This is a genomic window from Saccharibacillus brassicae (genome assembly GCF_006542275.1).
Classification (GTDB): Bacteria; Bacillota; Bacilli; order Paenibacillales; family Paenibacillaceae; genus Saccharibacillus; species Saccharibacillus brassicae.
On sequence record NZ_CP041217.1, the window covers coordinates 4,694,096 to 4,712,519 of the forward strand.

19 protein-coding genes are annotated in these 18,424 nt (G+C 55.6%); all 19 read left to right on the forward strand.

Going from position 1 to position 18,424, the window contains the following annotated elements:
* Positions 1-2 precede the first annotated feature (2 nt).
* Entirely contained in the window at positions 3-2,036 is a 2,034-nt protein-coding gene (gene flhA / locus FFV09_RS19645) for a flagellar biosynthesis protein FlhA (RefSeq protein WP_141449406.1), read from the forward strand.
* A complete protein-coding gene (gene flhF, locus FFV09_RS19650) occupies positions 2,033-3,463 on the forward strand; it encodes a flagellar biosynthesis GTPase FlhF (protein ID WP_141449407.1) in 1,431 nt (476 codons plus the stop codon). The genes flhA and flhF overlap by 4 nt, the downstream gene beginning before the upstream one ends.
* Positions 3,460-4,356 (forward strand): MinD/ParA family protein, encoded by an 897-nt coding sequence (locus tag FFV09_RS19655; protein ID WP_141449408.1) that lies wholly within the window; start codon positions 3,460-3,462, stop codon positions 4,354-4,356. Before flhF ends, FFV09_RS19655 begins: the two co-directional genes overlap by 4 nt.
* A gap of 33 nt (positions 4,357-4,389) precedes the next feature.
* On the forward strand, positions 4,390-5,877 hold the full coding sequence (locus FFV09_RS19660; RefSeq protein ID WP_141449409.1) for a chemotaxis protein CheB: 1,488 nt from the start codon (positions 4,390-4,392) through the stop codon (positions 5,875-5,877).
* Between the two features lie 29 nt (positions 5,878-5,906).
* A complete protein-coding gene (locus FFV09_RS19665) occupies positions 5,907-7,994 on the forward strand; it encodes a chemotaxis protein CheA (RefSeq protein WP_141449410.1) in 2,088 nt (695 codons plus the stop codon).
* Between the two features lie 132 nt (positions 7,995-8,126).
* On the forward strand, positions 8,127-8,588 hold the full coding sequence (locus FFV09_RS19670) for a chemotaxis protein CheW (protein ID WP_141449411.1): 462 nt from the start codon (positions 8,127-8,129) through the stop codon (positions 8,586-8,588).
* A 3-nt stretch (positions 8,589-8,591) separates the two neighbouring features.
* On the forward strand, positions 8,592-9,218 hold the full coding sequence (locus tag FFV09_RS19675) for a chemotaxis protein CheC (RefSeq protein ID WP_141449412.1): 627 nt from the start codon (positions 8,592-8,594) through the stop codon (positions 9,216-9,218).
* Positions 9,211-9,708 (forward strand): chemotaxis protein CheD, encoded by a 498-nt coding sequence (locus tag FFV09_RS19680; RefSeq protein WP_141449413.1) that lies wholly within the window; start codon positions 9,211-9,213, stop codon positions 9,706-9,708. The genes FFV09_RS19675 and FFV09_RS19680 overlap by 8 nt, the downstream gene beginning before the upstream one ends.
* 122 nt (positions 9,709-9,830) lie before the next feature.
* Entirely contained in the window at positions 9,831-10,172 is a 342-nt protein-coding gene (locus FFV09_RS19685; RefSeq protein WP_246098388.1) for a hypothetical protein, read from the forward strand.
* Between the two features lie 2 nt (positions 10,173-10,174).
* Positions 10,175-10,963, forward strand: coding sequence for a FliA/WhiG family RNA polymerase sigma factor (locus tag FFV09_RS19690; RefSeq protein WP_141449415.1), 789 nt, complete (start codon positions 10,175-10,177; stop codon positions 10,961-10,963).
* Between the two features lie 76 nt (positions 10,964-11,039).
* Positions 11,040-12,443 (forward strand): flagellar assembly protein A, encoded by a 1,404-nt coding sequence (locus FFV09_RS19695; protein ID WP_141449416.1) that lies wholly within the window; start codon positions 11,040-11,042, stop codon positions 12,441-12,443.
* A 58-nt stretch (positions 12,444-12,501) separates the two neighbouring features.
* Positions 12,502-12,816 (forward strand): hypothetical protein, encoded by a 315-nt coding sequence (locus FFV09_RS19700; protein WP_141449417.1) that lies wholly within the window; start codon positions 12,502-12,504, stop codon positions 12,814-12,816.
* A 14-nt stretch (positions 12,817-12,830) separates the two neighbouring features.
* On the forward strand, positions 12,831-13,406 hold the full coding sequence (locus FFV09_RS19705; RefSeq protein ID WP_141449418.1) for a DUF2802 domain-containing protein: 576 nt from the start codon (positions 12,831-12,833) through the stop codon (positions 13,404-13,406).
* A complete protein-coding gene (locus FFV09_RS19710) occupies positions 13,406-14,353 on the forward strand; it encodes an endolytic transglycosylase MltG (RefSeq protein WP_141449419.1) in 948 nt (315 codons plus the stop codon). The genes FFV09_RS19705 and FFV09_RS19710 overlap by 1 nt, the downstream gene beginning before the upstream one ends.
* A 253-nt stretch (positions 14,354-14,606) precedes the next feature.
* Positions 14,607-15,305: a 30S ribosomal protein S2 gene (gene rpsB, locus FFV09_RS19720; protein WP_141449421.1), complete on the forward strand. Its 699-nt coding sequence runs from the start codon at positions 14,607-14,609 to the stop codon at positions 15,303-15,305.
* Between the two features lie 143 nt (positions 15,306-15,448).
* Positions 15,449-16,096 carry a translation elongation factor Ts gene (gene tsf / locus FFV09_RS19725; RefSeq protein ID WP_141449422.1) on the forward strand — a complete coding sequence of 216 codons (648 nt, stop codon included), beginning with the start codon at positions 15,449-15,451 and terminating at the stop codon, positions 16,094-16,096.
* 122 nt (positions 16,097-16,218) lie between these two features.
* Positions 16,219-16,947 carry a UMP kinase gene (pyrH, locus tag FFV09_RS19730; RefSeq protein ID WP_141449423.1) on the forward strand — a complete coding sequence of 243 codons (729 nt, stop codon included), beginning with the start codon at positions 16,219-16,221 and terminating at the stop codon, positions 16,945-16,947.
* A gap of 1 nt (position 16,948) precedes the next feature.
* On the forward strand, positions 16,949-17,503 hold the full coding sequence (frr, locus tag FFV09_RS19735; RefSeq protein WP_141449424.1) for a ribosome recycling factor: 555 nt from the start codon (positions 16,949-16,951) through the stop codon (positions 17,501-17,503).
* An 82-nt stretch (positions 17,504-17,585) separates the two neighbouring features.
* Positions 17,586-18,362: an undecaprenyl pyrophosphate synthase gene (locus FFV09_RS19740; RefSeq protein WP_141449425.1), complete on the forward strand. Its 777-nt coding sequence runs from the start codon at positions 17,586-17,588 to the stop codon at positions 18,360-18,362.
* The last annotated feature ends 62 nt before the right edge of the window (positions 18,363-18,424 follow it).

Consider the following 18,424-nt stretch of genomic DNA (forward strand, 5'->3'; position numbering starts at 1 on the left):
TTATGAAGAAAACGGACATAGTCATTCTTGCCGGCGTTCTTGGGATCATCTTGATGATGATTCTGCCGATTCCGACGTGGCTGCTCGATATCCTGATCATTATCAATATCGCGGTGGCGATGCTGATCATGCTGCTCGCCATGAGCACCAAAGAAGCGCTGCAATTTTCCATCTTTCCAGCGCTGCTGCTGATCACGACTTTGTTCCGATTGTCGCTTAACATTTCGACGACCAAACTGATTTTGGGTCAGGCCGATGCGGGGTCCGTTGTCGCGACCTTCGGCGAATTCGTCGCAGGCGGAGAGATCGCGATTGGTTTTATCGTCTTCCTGATCTTGGTTGCGGTTCAATTTATCGTTATTGTCAAAGGTTCTGAACGCGTAGCCGAAGTAGGGGCGCGCTTTACGCTCGACGCGATGCCCGGCAAGCAGATGAGCATTGACGCCGATCTGAACGCCGGCCTGATCAATGAACAGCAGGCGCGTGAAAGACGTTCTAAAATCGAGCGCGAAGCGGACTTCTACGGCGCAATGGACGGTGCGAGTAAATTCGTAAAAGGCGACGCGATCGCCAGCATCATCCTGCTGATCATCAACTTGGTCGGCGGGTTTATTATCGGTATGACCATTCACGGCATGGAATTCGGCGACGCGCTGTCGACCTACTCCATCCTGACGATCGGCGACGGTCTCGTCAGCCAGATTCCGGCGCTGCTGATCTCGACGGCTTCGGGCCTGATCGTGACACGCGCTACCTCTGAAGGCAACCTGGCGGACGACGTGGTCGGCCAGCTGTTTTCTTATCCGAAATTGCTCTACATCGTGGCCACAGCTATCGCGCTGCTCGGCTTCCTGACTCCGATCCATTTGTTCTCCACGCTTCCGCTTTCGGCGCTCATGTTCATTGCGGCGCGCCGCATGCAGGCTAACCTGAACAAGAAGCAGGTAGCGGAAGAGATGCAGGAAGAAGAACAGCAGATCGAAGAGGTGCGCAGTCCCGAGAGCGTGGTCAGTCTGCTGCAAATCGATCCGATCGAGTTCGAATTCGGCTACGGCCTGATTCCGCTCGCGGATATGCAGCAGGGCGGCGACCTGCTTGACCGGATCATCATGATTCGTCGGCAGTGCGCATTGGAGCTCGGACTCGTCGTTCCGGTTATCCGGATTCGCGACAATATCCAGCTGCGTCCGAACGAATACGTCATCAAGATCAAAGGCAACGTGGTCGGCCGGGGAGAACTTTTACTGAACCATTACCTGGCGATGAGCCCGGGATTCGACGACGAGAGCATCACCGGAATCGAGACGATGGAACCCGCGTTCGGACTGCCGGCGCTGTGGATCGACGAAGCGACCAAAGAACGCGCGGAACTGTCGGGGTACACGGTGGTCGATCCGCCTTCGGTTGTCGCCACGCACCTGACCGAACTGGTCAAGCGCCATGCGCACGAACTGCTCGGACGCCAGGAGACGAGAGCTTTGATCGACAATTTGAAAGAAAGCTATCCGGTCCTGGTCGACGAACTTATTCCTTCCGTGCTGGCGATCGGCGATATTCAGAAAGTGCTGGTCAAGCTGCTCAAAGAAAAAATTTCGATTCGCGATATGGTGACCATTTTCGAGACACTGGCCGATTACGGCACGTACACGAAAGATCCCGACATTTTGACGGAATACGTGCGACAAGCGCTTTCCCGCCAAATTACGCAGCAGTTTACGCAGCAGGGAGAGACGATGCGCGTCATTACGGTCGGACCGAATCTGGAAAAGAAAATCGCCGAAAGCGTGCAGCAGACCGATCAGGGCAGTTATCTGGCGCTTGATCCGGTATCGACGCAGGCCGTGTACCAGAAGCTGACCGAACAGGTAAACCGGGCCGTTCAATCCGGTCAACAGCCGATTCTGCTCGCTTCGCCGACGATCCGCATGTACATGCGCCAAATCATTGAACGTACGATGCAGGATATTCCGGTGCTCTCTTACAGCGAGCTTGAGCCGAGCGTCGAAATTCAAAGTGTCGGAGTGGTGAACTTATGATCGTAAAGCGTTACGTAGTAGAGACGATGATCGAAGCGATGCAGAAAATCAGGACCGATCTCGGATCGGACGCGGTGATTCTCAGCACAAAAGAAACGAAGGTAGGCGGTGTGTTCGGCTTGTTCGGCAAAAAAAGGCTGGAAGTCGTCGCCGCGTTGGAAAGCGACAAAAAAGAAGCGCCGCCCAAACGGGAAACAGCCGTTCCGGTCGAAACGCCTCTGGCCGTACCTTCCACAATGCCCAGAAGCGCCGGAGCCGGCGCTTATCGCAAAGCAAGCACAGTTTCCAATTCGCAGCAAACGGAGCCGCAGACCGATCAAAACGAGCCGAAACCTAGGAAAAACGTCACGGTTTCAGCCGTGGATAAGAGTCTGGAGAACCTTCGTATAAAACCTGAGGCCCTATCTTCCGATAATCCTTTTAACGGGAGTATGAACTCCGTTTCTGCCCCGGAGCAAGCAGCGGCCGTTTTCGAAGCTCCCCAGCTTGTCGTTCAAGCCGAACAGCAGCGCCAGTTGGAGCGCAGCATCCGAGAGTATCAGGGCGAGCGAGTGCAGGGTAAAGAAGACCGCCTGTACGAAGAACTGCATCAGATGCGCCTCATGATCGACAAGCTATCCAAAGACAAAAGTGAAACCGAACACATGCCGGAGCCGTTGGAACAGATGCTGAGCCGTCTGCGCGAAAACCAGGTGGACGAAGCACTGATCGAACAATGGCTCGGAAGTATCCGCAGCCAGGACGGCGAACCTTTCTCCGATGATTCGGACGAAGAACTCAAGCGGGAAATCCGCCGTTTCGCTTCGGAGCGGGAAGGCGGAGGAATCGACCCGGAGACGCAAATCGTGTACATCGCCGGTCCGACCGGAGTCGGCAAAACGACGACGATTGCCAAAATGGCAGCCGAACAAATGTTCAAAAAGAAACGGAAGGTAGGCTTCATTACTTCCGATACGTACCGCATCTCCGCGATCGAACAGCTTCGGACTTACGCGTCGATTCTCAACGTGCCGCTCGAAGTCGTGCAGTCGCCGGGAGATTTGCAGCGTGCCTTTCAGAAGCTGGAACACTGCGACCTGATTTTGATGGATACGGCCGGCCGGAATTACCGGAACGAGATGCTCGTGTCCGAACTTCAGGCGCTGATCGCTCCGGTCGAACGCAGCGAAACGTATCTCGTCTTGAGCCTGACTTCCAAAGAGATGGACATGGCCGAAATTACCGAAAACTTCAATCAATACCGACTGGACAAAGTGATCTTTACCAAAGCCGACGAGACCGGAAGCTTTGGCAGTATCTTTAGCTTGCTCTATCGCTATCCCCTCAAGTATTCTTACATCACGAACGGACAAAACGTACCGGACGATTTGCTGCTTCCTGATGGAGAATTTCTCGTGGACCTTCTGTTGGGAGAACAGAGCCTATGAGTGACCAGGCCGCGGCGCTCAGAGAGCTGATCACCTCGCTAAGAACCGATCCGGCCAAACAGGGAGACCCTTCCGATCCATCGGGCAAAACCGCGCATATCATAGCGGTCACGAGCGGCAAAGGAGGCGTCGGAAAGTCGAACTTCACTTTGAATTTCGCGCTGGAACTGCAAAAATTGGGGCGAAAAGTCCTGGTGTTCGATGCCGACATCGGAATGGCCAACATCGACGTGCTGATGGGCGTCCGTGCCCGGTACAATTTGTTTCATCTGTTGAAGCGGGAAAAAAGCATGAGCGAGATTATCCAGTTGGGGCCGAACTCGCTTCCTTTCGTTGCGGGAGGGTCGGGAATGGCCGAATTGTTTTCGCTTTCGGACGAAGATCTGCTCTATTTTACGCGGCAGATCGAAGAAATCGCGCACGATCTCGATTATATTCTATTCGATACCGGAGCCGGTCTATCCAAGGAAACGATTCGGTTCATTACCGCTTCCGACGAATGTATCGTCGTGACGACGCCGGAACCGACCGCGATCACGGACGCTTACGCGTTGGTCAAAGTCGTGCACGACCTGGAGCACTCCGCCCGTTTTCGGCTGGTCGTCAATCGAGCTTCCGATCGGCGGGAAGCGCAGCAGACGTCGGACAAGATCCGGCTTGTGGCCGAAAAATTTTTGCAGCTGGACATTCCGGTTCTCGGTCATGTCAGCGACGACCCGCACGTCAGCCAGGCGGTCAAGAAGCAGACGCCTTTTTCTATCCGGTTTCCAAACAGTCAGGCTTCGAAAGACATCCAAGAGCTGGCACTTCGTTACACGCAAAACACCTTGCAAGTTCGAGCCGATTCGCCGAAAGGGATCAAGGGATTTGTGAGCAGATTATTAAAACGGTGAAACTGATTCTGGAACCGAACAGGAGTTGAAGGTATGGCGCCATATCGCGTGCTTGTGGTCGACGATTCCGCTTTTATGCGCAAAATCGTATCGGACCTGATCGAACGGGATGTATCGTTCTCCGTTGTCGATACGGCAACGAACGGGCGGGAAGCCGTCGAGCAAATTATGAGAATCAAACCCGACATCGTCACGATGGACGTGGAGATGCCGGAAATGAACGGACTGGAATCGCTCAAGGTCATCATGCGCGAATACCCGCTGCCGGTCATCATGCTGTCGGGAATAAACGAAGAAGGCATGCGCGAGACGATCATGGCGCTGGAAGCGGGGGCATTCGATTTTATCCGCAAGCCGTCGGTCTCGAACTCGCAGGATATCGAAGCGGTCGGCGAAGCGCTGCTTCGCCAGCTGCATGCGGCCGTTCACGACTCCACCTGGAGAAAAGACAAGCCGCTTCCGTCGAAAGCTTCAAGCGCGCTTCCGGAACAAGCGGCTGCGCCCGAGCTGCCCGAAGCCGAAGCTTCCGGCACTTCGGCGCGCCAGCCGGAGGAACGCACGCCGGAGACGCCGCGTCCGAAGATCGCGGCTCCGCCGCCTGCGGACCGAAGCCGCCCCGAGTCCTCCGTCACGGACACGGCGCCGCGTTCCGGCGCCGCGATGCCAAAAGGAAACGCGGGAATGCCCGCAGGGCAACCTCCTGCGGCTGCCCGCCCTTCGGCTCCCCGCGAAGAGAAAAAGCCGGAACGCGCGCCGAATGTGCGCCCGTCGGCTCCGGCGGACAAGCCTAGAAGCGAGTTCTCCGCGGCTCCGGCGAAAAAGCCGCTGCAGGTGCCGCCTGCGGCAGCCAAGGCGCCGGCCTTCGACCGGAAAGCGCCGGACAAAACGTCCGAGCGTCCTCCGGCGACGCCGACCTTCTCGCGATCTTCCGCCGGCGACTCGATCGATCAGATCGTCGCGGTAGGCTGCTCGACCGGAGGGCCGAGGGCGCTGAAGGAACTGCTGGAAAACATTCCGGCTTCGTTCCCCGCTCCGATCGTCATCGTGCAGCATATGCCGCCTAAATTCACCCATTCGCTGGCCCAGCGCCTGAATACGCTCAGCCAGCTCGAAGTCGTCGAAGCCCAGCAGGGTATGCCGCTGCGCAAAGGAACGGCCTACATCGCGCCGGGCGGCCAGCATCTGCTCGTCAAACGTGCGGGAAGCGGCCAATACTCGATTGAATTGTCCGACGCTGCGCCGCAGAACGGTCACAAGCCGTCTGTCGGGGCCATGTTCGACTCGCTGCTGCCGATGAACGAAGTTCGCCGGCATGCGGTCATCATGACCGGTATGGGCAGCGATGGGGCCAAAGAAATGAAGAAGCTGTACGACTCGGGGATTGCCACCACGATTGCAGAAAGCGAAGAGACGTGCGTCGTTTACGGCATGCCTCGTTCCGCCGCCGAATTGAATTGTGTCATGCACCTTCTTCCTCTGCCGCAAATTGCAACAAAATTAAATCAGGTCGTGAAATCTTAATTGCATTTTAATGGAGGAGGTGTCTCGCAATGGACATGAATCAGTATCTATCTATGTTTATTGATGAGTCGAATGATCATCTGCAATCGTTGAACGAAAAAATGCTGGAACTTGAGGGCAGCCCCGAGGATATTAGCATCGTGCAAGTTATTTTCCGCTCCGCGCACACCTTGAAAGGCATGGCGGCCACAATGGGATTCGAAGACTTGGCCGCGCTTACCCACCAAATGGAGAACGTGCTCGATCTGGTGCGCAACGACAAGCTGAAAATGCAAAACTTCATTTTCGATACGCTGTTCAAAAGTCTCGACGCGCTTGACGCAATGGTGCAAGATATTACGCAGGGCGGCGAAGGCAAAGCGGACGTTACGGCGATCGTCGCTTCCCTGCAGTCGATCGTGCGCGGCGAAGTGCCGAGCAGCGAAGGATCGGTGCCCTCGGCCGCTGGCGCTTCGGCTCCGGCATCCCCGAACGCCGTTTCGGGCGTTCCGATCTCCAAAAAACAGATCCAGCTGGACGAATTCCAACATTCCATTCTCAAACAATCGCTCACGGCAGGACATCGGGTACTCTATATCGAAGTTTCCATACGGGAGGATTGCCAACTGAAAGCGGCTCGCGCCTACATGGTCTTCGATCTGCTCGAACGAAGCGGCGAAGTCGTCAAGTCCCATCCGACCGTTCAGGAAATCGAGCAGGAGAAATTCGATCGCAGTTTCTCGCTTTATTTCATTACCGAAAAAGATCCGGAAGAACTGCAGTCGATGATTTTGAACCTGTCGGAAATCGAAGATGCGAAATTGGTCTCGATCGACATGGACACGCTGAGCCAACTGGCGGAGAAACTCGAAGCGGACGTCGAAGAAGAAGCGCCGGCCGTCATCGAAGCGGCAGTCGTGGAAGCGGCACCTGCAGCGGCAGCCGACAAAGACAAACCGGCAGCCGCCAAAAAAGTGGTCGCCGCGCCTTCGCGGACGATCCGCGTCGATATCGAACGTCTCGACGTGCTGATGAATCTGTTCAGCGAGCTGCTGATCGACCGGGTCCGGCTTGAACAGCTGGCCACGGAAATCAAAAGCCAGGAACTGACCGAATCGGTCGAGCATATGGGCCGCGTCAGCAGCGATTTGCAGAATATCGTCATGAAGCTGCGGATGGTCGCGATTGATACGGTGTTCAACCGCTTCCCGCGCATGGTGCGCGATCTGGCGAAGTCGCTCGGCAAAAAGCTCGACCTGGTCATCACGGGAGCCGAGACCGAACTCGACCGTACCGTCATCGACGAGATCGGCGATCCGCTCGTCCACCTGCTGCGCAACTCGGTCGATCACGGCATCGAATCGATCGCCGAGCGCGTAGCCGCGGGCAAACCGGAGACGGGTACCGTCAACCTGCGCGCTTTCCACAGCGGCAACCATGTCTTCATCGAAATCGAAGATGACGGCAAAGGCATCGATCGGCACAAAATTCTGGCTTCGGCGCTCAAAAAAGGCGTCGTGACCGAAGACGAGTCGCGTTCGATGACGGACGAGCAGGTATATCAACTGCTGTTCGCTCCGGGCTTCAGCACGGCGGAAGTGATCTCCGACATTTCGGGACGCGGCGTCGGCCTCGACGTCGTCAAGTCCAAGATCGCTTCCCTGGGCGGCCATGTCGCGGTGACGTCGACGCTCGGCCAAGGCACGCTGTTCTCGGTCCAGCTTCCGTTGACGCTGTCGATCATCTCCGCGATGATGATTCGTCTCGGTTCGGAGAAATACGCGATCCCGCTGTCTTCCATCGTGGAGACCGGTATCATCCGCAAAGAACAGGTCCGCAACGTGCACGGCAGCAAACTGATTCCTTATCGGGATGCCCACATTCCTCTCATGTCGCTGAGCCGCTTCTTCGACGCCGTGGATTACAACGAAGAGGATGAAGAAGAAACGGAGATCGTCGTTATTCGCAAAGGCGATCGCCTGGCGGCTTTGGCCATCGACTCGTTCATCGGCCAAAACGAAATCGTCATCAAGAACCTGGGCAAATACCTGCCTCAAGTTCCGGGGATTTCCGGCGCTACGATACTCGGGGACGGCCAGGTGGCTTTGATTCTCGATCCGAACGCGCTGATCAAATAATCGAATCCCGGCCGTTTGGCCGGGTTCGACTTACGTTTCGAGCCTGCGTAGGATTCAGGATTGCGGAGGAAAGCCGCCGACGGAATCGTTAACGCGGTCAAGGGCCAAGGCCCAATAAAGGGGGATTTTTTTGTGGCAGAACAAATTAAGGTAATCGTGTTTGCATTGGGTAATGAAGAGTACGGTATCGACGTGGATAAAGTGCGCACGATCGAGCGCATGATGCCGATTACGCGCGTACCGAAAACGTACTCCTTTATCAAAGGGGTCATCAATTTGCGCGGTGTGGTCATTCCGGTCATCGACCTGAGAGGCCGGTTCAACCTGGAAGAGACGACGTACACCGATCAGACCCGGATTATTATCGTGGCTGTCGGCGATATGGAAGTCGGCTTTATCGTCGATGCGGCCAACGACGTCGTCGATCTCGACCGCGACAATATCGATTCGCCTCCGGAAGTCGTCGGCGGAGTCAAAGCGAAGTATTTGGACGGAGTGGCCAAAGTCGGCGAAGATCGTCTGCTGATCATGTTGAATCTGGCGGAAGTGCTGAATCGCGGTGAAGTAGCCCACCTCGAACAGCTTGAGGATTAAGCGATGGAAATTTATTCGAAACTGGAAGGCTTCAAGCTTGACGTACTGAAGGAAGTCGGCAATATCGGCGCCGGTCATGCCGCCACCGCGTTATCCCAGCTGCTGAACAAACCGATCGACATGGCAGTACCCAAAGTACAGCTTCTTCCGTTCGAAGACATTGCGGAAAAGGTGGGCGGCGCGGAAAAAATCGTGCTGACCGTCTTTTTCCGGGTCGAAGGAGACGCTCCGGGCAATCTGTTCTACATTATGGCGCCTGAAGCCGGCAAGTCGCTCCTGCGCCGTCTTGGCGCTTTCGTGCCGACGGAAGGATTGGAACTGTCGGAGATGGAGCAGTCCGCTCTTGGCGAAATCGGCAACATTTTGGCCGGCTCGTATCTGTCGTCCCTGGCCGACTTTACGAATCTGGCGATGTCACCTACCGTTCCCGCGCTTGCGCTGGATATGGCGGGGGCGATTCTCAGCTACGGAATGATCCAGTTCGGAGAGATGGGCGATGCGGCGCTGTTGATCGACACGACATTCGTACAAGGCAACGATGAGGTTGAGGGACAATTTTTCCTCATCCCCGATCCGGAATCGTTCAACAAAATCTTTACGGCGCTCGGAGTTCCGTTCGACAATGACTGACGGACAAAATCTGGTCAAAGTCGGCATGGCCGATCTCAACGTAGTCGGGAATTCCGGAATTCTTCGTACCACGGGACTCGGCTCCTGCGTCGGCTTGACACTGTACGATCCGCAGGTCAAAGTGGCCGGTATGGCTCACGTCATGCTGCCTACGTCGGATATCGCTCGGGAAAGTCAAATCAATATTGCCAAGTATGCGGATACGGCCCTGCCGGCGCTGGTCGACCGATTGGTGGATCTGGGCGCTTCCAAACGGCGGCTGGTCGCCAAAATGGCCGGCGGGGCGCAGATGTTCGCGTTTGCCGGAAGCGGAGATACGATGCGTATCGGTCCGCGCAACGTGGAATCGTGCAAAGAAATGCTCAAAAAACTGGGCATATCGCTGTTTGCCGAAGATACGGGAGCCAATTACGGCCGAACGATTGAAATCAGTTCGGAAACGGGGATTTTGACCATACGCAGCGTTCAAAAAGGGGTAAAGGAATTGTAGCGATGAAGGGAACCATAAGAGTAAATCTGATATTCGCTTTGATCGGATTTGTAGTTACTTTTCTATTCGCGGTCCGAACCAACCTCCCCGTAACCAGTTTGATTCGGGGAGGCGTCGGAGCGTTGGTCTGGTTTCTCCTGGCGTTTCTTTTTCGCATCGTGCTCGGAGCACTTGAGCCGCTGCCCAAAGAAAATCAGGGCAGCGGCTCTTCTGCGCCGGATGGCATTCCGGACGAGGACATGCGGGGATCCAGGCTGGATCTGGTAACGCCCGATGAAAGCGACGAATTAAACGATTTGTTAAAACCGGAAGCGGATAAGACTCGGATGACCGACGAGCGAACTGCGCAGTCAAACGGATTCAAGCCGCTCAATCCGCCAAAGTTGGTATCGACGCAAGATAACGATCCCGAAGAACTGGCGAAAGCCGTACGTCATCTCACAGAAGATGAAGGAGGGAGATAACAATGGATGAACGCAAATCCGGTCAGTTGAACCACCTGGATTTATGGATTCGCTGGAAAGAGCATAACGATATCGAAGCCAAGAAGAAACTGATCGAGAATCACTTATCCATTGTCGATTACGTCTCTTCGCGACTGGCGGTGGGACTCCCGAAAAACGTGTCCAAAGACGATCTGGCAAGCAACGGGGTCATGGGGCTAATCGACGCAATCGAAAAATTCGATTATAAACGGGGTCTTCAATTCGAGACTTACGCTTCCTGGCGGGTACGGGGTGCGATTCTCGACGGACTGCGCCAAGGCGATTGGGTGCCTCGGTCGGTGCGGGAAAAAGCGAAAAAGATCGAGGAAGCTTACCAAAGGCTGGAACAGGAAAACATGCGGGGCGCTTCGGACCTGGAGATGAGCGAGTTTTTGGGCATTTCCGAAAAAGAATTCCAGCAGATGCTTCAGGACGTATCGGTCATGTCGCTTGTGTCGCTGGAAGATCCGATCCGCGACGAAGAATCGGAGACCCGGATTTCGGTGCTGGTCGACGAAAAAGCCAAAAATCCCGATCACAAAGTGAACGAGTTTTATTTGAAGGAAGCTTTGGCGAAAGGGATCGACAAGCTGACCGAAAAAGAGCGGATCGTCATCTCGCTGCTGTATTTCGAAGACTTGTCGCTGAGCGAGATCGCGGAAGTCATGTCGCTGTCTCCTTCGCGCATATCGCAGCTGCACTCCAAAGCGATTTTGCGTCTGCGCGGAACGCTGGACAAGCAAAAAAGCCTGCTTATGCAGGATCGGTAACACTTGAGCGACAAGAGGTCGGGGGGATTCTGGCCTTGGATAGGGAAAGTTGGGAAATCCGAAAGGGGAGTTATCCGTGGTTGAACATCTGGCTTTGGACCGGCATCTTGCTGTCGTATTCGAGCCCTCCAAAATGTCGGCCCGTTTGCGTTTCTTGAAAGCGGAAGAAGACTTTGCTTGTACGGAAGAGAGTTTGAACCAATTTTTGCACGATCACGATGTCCGGTTCGGGCTGCTGCAGGATCGTATCGCTGCGTTCGTCGCCTCGCCGCAAACGTATGCTTTGGAAGACTTTGAAATTGCCAGGGGGCTCGCGCCGATCGATGGCAAAGACGGTTACATTGAATTCATGTTCGAACAAGAAGACGAAGCCAGACCGATGGAACGCGAAGACGGCCGAGTCGACTACAAAGAACTGATCCGTCTCAAAAACGTGGGCAAAGGCCAGCTGTTGGCCCGCAGACACGCTTCCCGGCCGGGAACGTCGGGCACCACGGTAACGGGAGAAGAAGCTCCGTTCAAACCCGGCAAGGAAATTCGATTCAAAGTCGGAAAAAACGTCGTGACGGACGAAAATCATACATCGCTGTACGCGACGATCGAAGGCATGGTCAGTCGGACGGATAACGGAAAAATCAACGTATTTACCGTCTATGAAGTGCACGGTGACGTGGATTACAGCAGCGGCAACGTCGATTTCGTGGGTACTGTCGTGATCCGGGGCAGCGTGCTGCCGGGATTCCGCGTCAAAGCGGCCGGAGACATCCGGGTCCAGGGAGGCGTCGAAGGCGCCGAATTGTTTGCCGAAGGCTCGATCGAAATCACGGGCGGAATTATCGGTTACCATAAAGGCATCGTCAAAGCCGGAATGAACGTGAAAAGTTCGTTTATTCAGGACGGCAACGTGGAAGCCGGAGATACGATCTTCGTCTCGCAGAGCATTATGCATTCCGAAGTAAGAGCCGGAAAAGACGTCATTTGCGGCGGAACCAAAGGGCTAATCGTCGGCGGGCATGTCCAGGCGGGCGAAAGTGTGACGGCCAGAACGATCGGGAACACGATGGCGACGGCCACGGCAATCGAAGTAGGCGTTCTGCCGAATCTTCGCAATGAATTGGCGGACCTACATAACAAATTGCGCGAAGCCGCCGACAATGTGCAAAAAACGACGCAGGCGCTCGGGATGCTGGATCAAATGGCGCAGGCCGGTACGTTGAACGCCGACAAGCTGGCACTTCGCGCCAAACTGAGCGTGACCAAGCGGCAGCAGGAAAAAAACCGGGCCGACGTCAAAGAACGGATCTTCGAAATCGAACACATTTTGGAAGATGCCAGCCGGGCGCGCGTCGTCGTGAACGATACGATTTACGGAGGCGCCAAAGTTGTTATCGGTCGTTACACCAAATTTCTGAAGGAAACGGCATCTCGGGTGTCTTTTCAATATCAGGAAGGCGATATCGTCATGTCCGCAAATCGCTGAGCATTCGCTGGCGGTTTTTGACGTTTGAATCGGATGCACAAGCAATGAGGGGGGCTTCATGATGAAAGCGATCGAAGTTCAATTGGCGGTTCACCGCGCTCCGGAAACGAGCCGTATGCAGCATGAACAGCTTCAGCGTCCCTTGACCGACCAGATGCAGATTGCCGAGCGGGCAAACGTCGAGCTGGAGCGCGCCCGTCACCGAAGCGCGCCGACCGCGGAAGCGGCCGATACGAAAATCCGCAAGGACGGACACGGATCCGGGCAGCACGAGTCCGGTTCCGACGATAGCCGCGAACGGGAAGAAGCGGAAGCCCGGCTTGCGGCCGCGCCCCATCCTTTCAAAGGAAAACATCTAGACTTGTCGCTGTAAGAAAGGAAACTGAGATGAACGATGCCTGGCTTTACGTGGTTCTGCTCGGAGCTGCGGCCGTCGTGTATGCCTTTCTTATTCCGAAGGCATCGGCGTCCAAGCCCTCTTCCGGGAGCGATCGCGTCGTAAAAGAAGTGGAACAAACCCTTGAACAGTACATGGCCGAAATGGAAAAAGAAAATGACGACCTGGTCAACCTGCTGGTGCAAATCCGCCAGGAGACCGGGGCCAAGCAGCTGTCGCTGCAAGAACAGCTCGGAGAAATGCGTACCCGCTTGTCGGAAATGGAACGCACGACAGGCAAGCATGAAGCCAAAATCGAGCAGCTGTCCGCTATCGAAGCGCCGCTTGCGACGATGCGGATCGCCCGGGATGCTTTCGTTCAGCCGGCAGGCGAACCTGCGGCGATCGCGCCCGCCCCGGAACCGGAACTTGAAGCGGAGCCGGAAGATTCCGTACGCAACCGCTACCCTCAGCTTTTCGAGCTGCACGATCAGGGCAAATCGGTGGATGCCATCGCTAAAGCGACAGGGCTCCAGCGAGGCGAGATCCAGCTGATTTTGCGGTTGGCGAAAAGGGAGGAAGCGTAGTGTTCAAAAATCGCTCGTTTATGTTCGGATTGGGGATCGGGATCATCGTGGGTGCGCTGCTGCTGCAGCTGATGCTGCTGGCGCAGACGGGCCGCGAAGCGCTGCCCGCTTCCGGGGACACGCCAAGCACCCGGACGCAGCAGGAAGGGACGGACACGGCTCCGGCCGATAACGAACCCGCAGGGAATGAACCGGCCGCCGACACCGGCACGCCGGCTGCTGCCGGCGACGAGGCCGACGTTCCGGCGACCGGGCCGGCTTCCGATGCGGAAACGGCTCCCGAGGCAGGAACGGATTCGGAAGCGAAGACTCCCGAAGCGACTCCGGAGGCGGCCCCGGATACCGAAGCACCTCCGGCGGATACGGATTCCGAAGCCACCCCGACGACGACCGCGCCTCAAAGCGATAGCGCTCCGGCTGCCACAGCGACCGACGCGCAAACGCCTACGTCCAAAGCGCCGACGACCAGCGCCCCTACGGCCGAAGCGCCGACCAAGCCGCAGGCCGCCCAGCCTGCGGAAGCGCCGAACGCCGGCGACAAGCCGGCCGCAAGCAAGCCTGCCGCCGAAGAGACGGCGCAGCCGGCCGAGCCGTCTTCGTCGTCCGCAAGCGAGCCTGCCGCTCCTGCGAAACCGGCCGCGCCGGCTGCTACCGAGCAGCCGGCGCCAGAACCGGCCAAGCCGGCCGCTTCCGGCAACCTGAAGCCGCAGGAATCGGCGGCTGTGCAAAATTCCCGCGTTTCGTTCGAGATCGAAAGCGGCATGAATCTTCAAACCGTGTCGCGCGCGCTCGAGAGCGCGGGTATCGTCGAAGACGCCGCCGCTTTCCAGCGCCTCGCTGCGCAGGAAGGCGTGACCGCGAAACTGCAGGTCGGCGATTATGCGTTCGAGCCCGGCGATTCCTACGAAGAGATCATTCAGGAAATCTCGACGCCCAAAAAAGAATAGATTGCCGAAAAAGCCGCGACTTCGTCTGGAAGCCGCGGCTTTTTTTGCGTTCGGTCGCAAAAATGGTTTTCGCGCCTAAATAATGCTGTTGGGGATTGCGCAGCGCAATTCATTATGATAAACTAGAAAACGGTGTTAAAACACACGCTGATTGATTTTGTGGAAGGTGCTTTGCCCAGGGCAGAGTCTCCATGGAAGATGATTTCGGCGGAGGTACATCAAAAAAACCAAACCCATAGGAGGTGTATGGAGAATGGCAGTTATCTCCATGAAACAGCTTCTCGAAGCTGGCGTACACTTCGGTCACCAAACTCGTCGTTGGAACCCGAAGATGGATCGTTACATTTTTACCGAAAGAAACGGAATCTACATCATCGACCTGCAAAAGACAGTCAAGAAAGTTGACGAAGCTTATAACTTCGTGAAAAGCCTGGCTGGCGAAGGCGGTACGCTCTTGTTCGTAGGTACCAAAAAACAAGCTCAGGATTCCGTAAGAGACGAAGCGGAACGCTGCGGCATGTACTTCATCAACCAACGTTGGCTCGGCGGCACGCTGACCAACTTCCAAACGATCCAAAAGCGGATCGACCGTCTGAAAAAGCTCGAAGCTTGGGAAGAAGACGGCACGTTCGAAGTTCTGCCTAAGAAAGAAGTTATCCTGCTCCGCAAAGAGAAGGATCGCCTCGAAAAATTCCTCGGCGGCATCAAGAACATGAAAAAACTGCCTAGCGCGCTGTTCATCATCGATCCTCGTAAAGAGCGTATCGCTGTTGCAGAAGCACGCAAGCTGAACATTCCGATCGTGGGCATCGTCGACACGAACTGCGATCCGGACGAAATCGACTACGTTATCCCAGGCAACGACGACGCGATCCGCGCCGTTAAACTGCTGACAGGTAAAATGGCCGACGCTATCATCGAAGGCAACCAAGGCGAACAAACAACTGCATAAGTCCGGCGGCGCCGATCTCGGTGCTTGACCCAAGACGAAGGCAGAGTTAATAAAAGAGGGCGGTTGGTGGTGAATAGCCTCTTAACCGCCCTTTTTTTAGGGGTAAATCCCGCAAACCAATACTTATCTGGAGGTAATCAACAATGGCAGTAAACGCGAGCGCGGTAAAAGAACTTCGTGAAAGAACAGGCGCAGGTATGCTTGATTGCAAAAAAGCGCTGGAAGAAACCAACAACGATATCGACAAAGCGGTAGACGTACTCCGCGAAAAAGGCTTGTCCGCAGCAGCGAACAAAGCCGGCCGTACCGCTACAGAAGGCACGGTAGAATCGTACATCCACGCAGGCGGCCGTATCGGCGTTCTCGTGGAAATCAACTGCGAAACGGACTTCGTCGGCAAAACCGACCAGTTCAAGAGCTTCGCGCGCGACATCGCGATGCATATCGCTGCCGCTAACCCGCTCTACGTTCGTCGTGAAGAAGTACCGACAGAAGCTCTTGAGAAAGAAAAAGAAATCCTGAAAGCCCAAGCGCTCAACGAAGGCAAACCGGAAAAAATCGTTGAGAAAATGGTTGAAGGCCGCATCAACAAATACTACGAAGAATACTGCCTGCTGGAGCAATCGTTCGTTAAAGATCCGGACAAAACGATTTCGCAGCTGCTGAACGAAAAAGTAAGCACGATCGGCGAAAATATCTCCATCCGTCGTTTTGCACGTTTCGAACTGGGCGAAGGCCTTGAGAAAAAAGTCGACAACTTCGTTGAAGAAGTTATGGCTCAAGTCAAGTAATTCAGACCGGTAACTAAAGAACAATCACAGCTTCTGTGTATGGGGGGAACACTTGGTGTTCCTTCTTTTTTAACCAGGGTTCCCGCCCTTACGCAGGCAGCGGAAAAAAGCGGAGGGTATAATTGATGCAGCCTGCATTTAAGCGAGTGGTACTCAAAGTCAGCGGCGAGTCGCTTGCGGGACAGAACGGATACGGAATTGACGGATTGACCATTGCCGATATTGCCGAACAAATCAAGGAAGTCGTGGAACTGGGTGTCGAAGTCGCCGTCGTCTGCGGCGGCGGCAACATCTGGCGGGGAATTGCCGGCAGTGCGAGCGGCATCGACCGTTCGACGGCGGATTACATGGGGATGCTGGCAACCGTCATGAACTCGCTGGCGCTTCAGGACGCGCTGGAGTCGATCAATGTGCCGACCCGCGTTCAGACCTCGATCGCCATGCAGCAGATCGCCGAGCCGTACATCCGCCGCAGAGCCATCCGCCATCTGGAAAAAGGCCGCGTCGTGATCTTTGCAGCCGGTACGGGCAATCCGTTCTTCTCGACCGATACGACGGCCGCACTGCGCGCCGCGGAGATCGAAGCGGAAGTCATCTTGATGGCGAAGAACAAAGTGGACGGCGTCTATTCGGCCGATCCGTTCGTCGACAGCACCGCGGAGAAGTTCGAACAGCTGACCTACATGGAAGTGCTGAACCTGAATCTGGGCGTAATGGACTCTACCGCTTCTTCCTTGTGCATGGACAACAATATTCCGCTGATCGTATTTGCCATTACCGAAAAGGGTAATATCAAAAGAGTCGTTCTCGGTGAAAAAATCGGAACGATCGTCAAAGGGAGTGTAGATTAAGATGCCTCAAAGTGTGAAGAAAAACGCGGAAGAACGGATGGGCAAAGCGATTCAGGCGCTTCAACGCGACCTGAGCACGCTGCGCGCCGGCCGTGCGGTACCGGCTCTGCTGGACCGGATTCAAGTCGAATACTACGGAGCTCCGACTCCGCTTAGCCAACTCGCGAACATCAACACGCCGGATTCCCGGACTTTGATGATTCAACCGTGGGACAAGTCTTCGCTGGGCGAAATCGAGCGCGCGATCCAGAAATCCGATCTCGGTCTGACGCCGGGCAACGACGGCAACGCGATTCGACTGAGCATTCCGCCTCTGACCGAAGAACGCCGCGGCGAACTCGTCAAGCTGACGAAGAAGTTCGGCGAAGAAGGCAAAGTGGCTGTACGCAACATCCGCCGCGATGCCAACGACGATATCAAGAAGATGGAAAAAGGCGAAATCTCCGAAGACGAATCCCGTGGCCATCAGGAAGACATCCAGAAGCTTACGGATAAATATATCGCGGAAGTCGATCGAGTCATCGCTGCAAAAGAAAAAGAAATTATGGAAGTTTAAGACCCCGCGACCCCTCCGTTCCAGGTGGGGTTGTGTCTTTTTTAGGGACATCCGCGGGAGCTGAAGGCATGGGGGAGAAGACATGATAAATCGGTTTCGCTCGTGGATCGGTCCGAAGGAACGCGAGCTGGCATCCGGACCGGCCGAGCCGTCGGCAGAGAACGTACCGCAGCATATCGCCATCATCATGGACGGCAATGGCAGATGGGCCAAAAAATTCGGCATGCCGCGCATTGTCGGTCACCAAAGCGGGATGAAAGCGGTCAAGCGGGCCACGATCGCGGCGGACGAAATGGGTGTGCGCTATCTGACGTTGTATGCCTTCTCCACGGAAAATTGGAGCAGGCCCAAAGAGGAAGTCGACTTCCTGATGCGGCTGCCGCAGGAGTTCCTGGCCCTTGAACTTGAAGAGTTGATTCAGAAAAACGTACAGGTACGCATGATGGGCAATATGGAAAACCTGCCCGAACATACGCTCAAAGCGATGCGGGAAGCGATTCGCCGCACGCAGGGCAACACCGGACTCGTGCTCAATTTCGCTTTGAATTACGGAGCCCGCCGAGAGCTTGTCGAAGGCATTCGCGAAATCGCCCGCGGCGTCGAAGCGGGACGGATCAGAGCGGAAGACATCGATCAGGCCATGATTTCCGCGCATCTGCAAAGCGTCGACATGCCCGACCCCGATTTGTTGATCCGCACGAGCGGCGAACTGCGCATCAGCAATTTTATGCTGTGGCAGATCGCGTACAGCGAACTGTGGTTCACGAACGCGTATTGGCCGGAATTCGGCAGGGAACATCTTAGGGAAGCGGTAGCGGAATACCAGCGGCGTACGCGTCGTTACGGCGGTTTGAAATGATCGCCGGGCGCCTGAGCCCGATGGGGCCCAAGCGAACAGGTACGGCGGTTTGAAATAGCGGC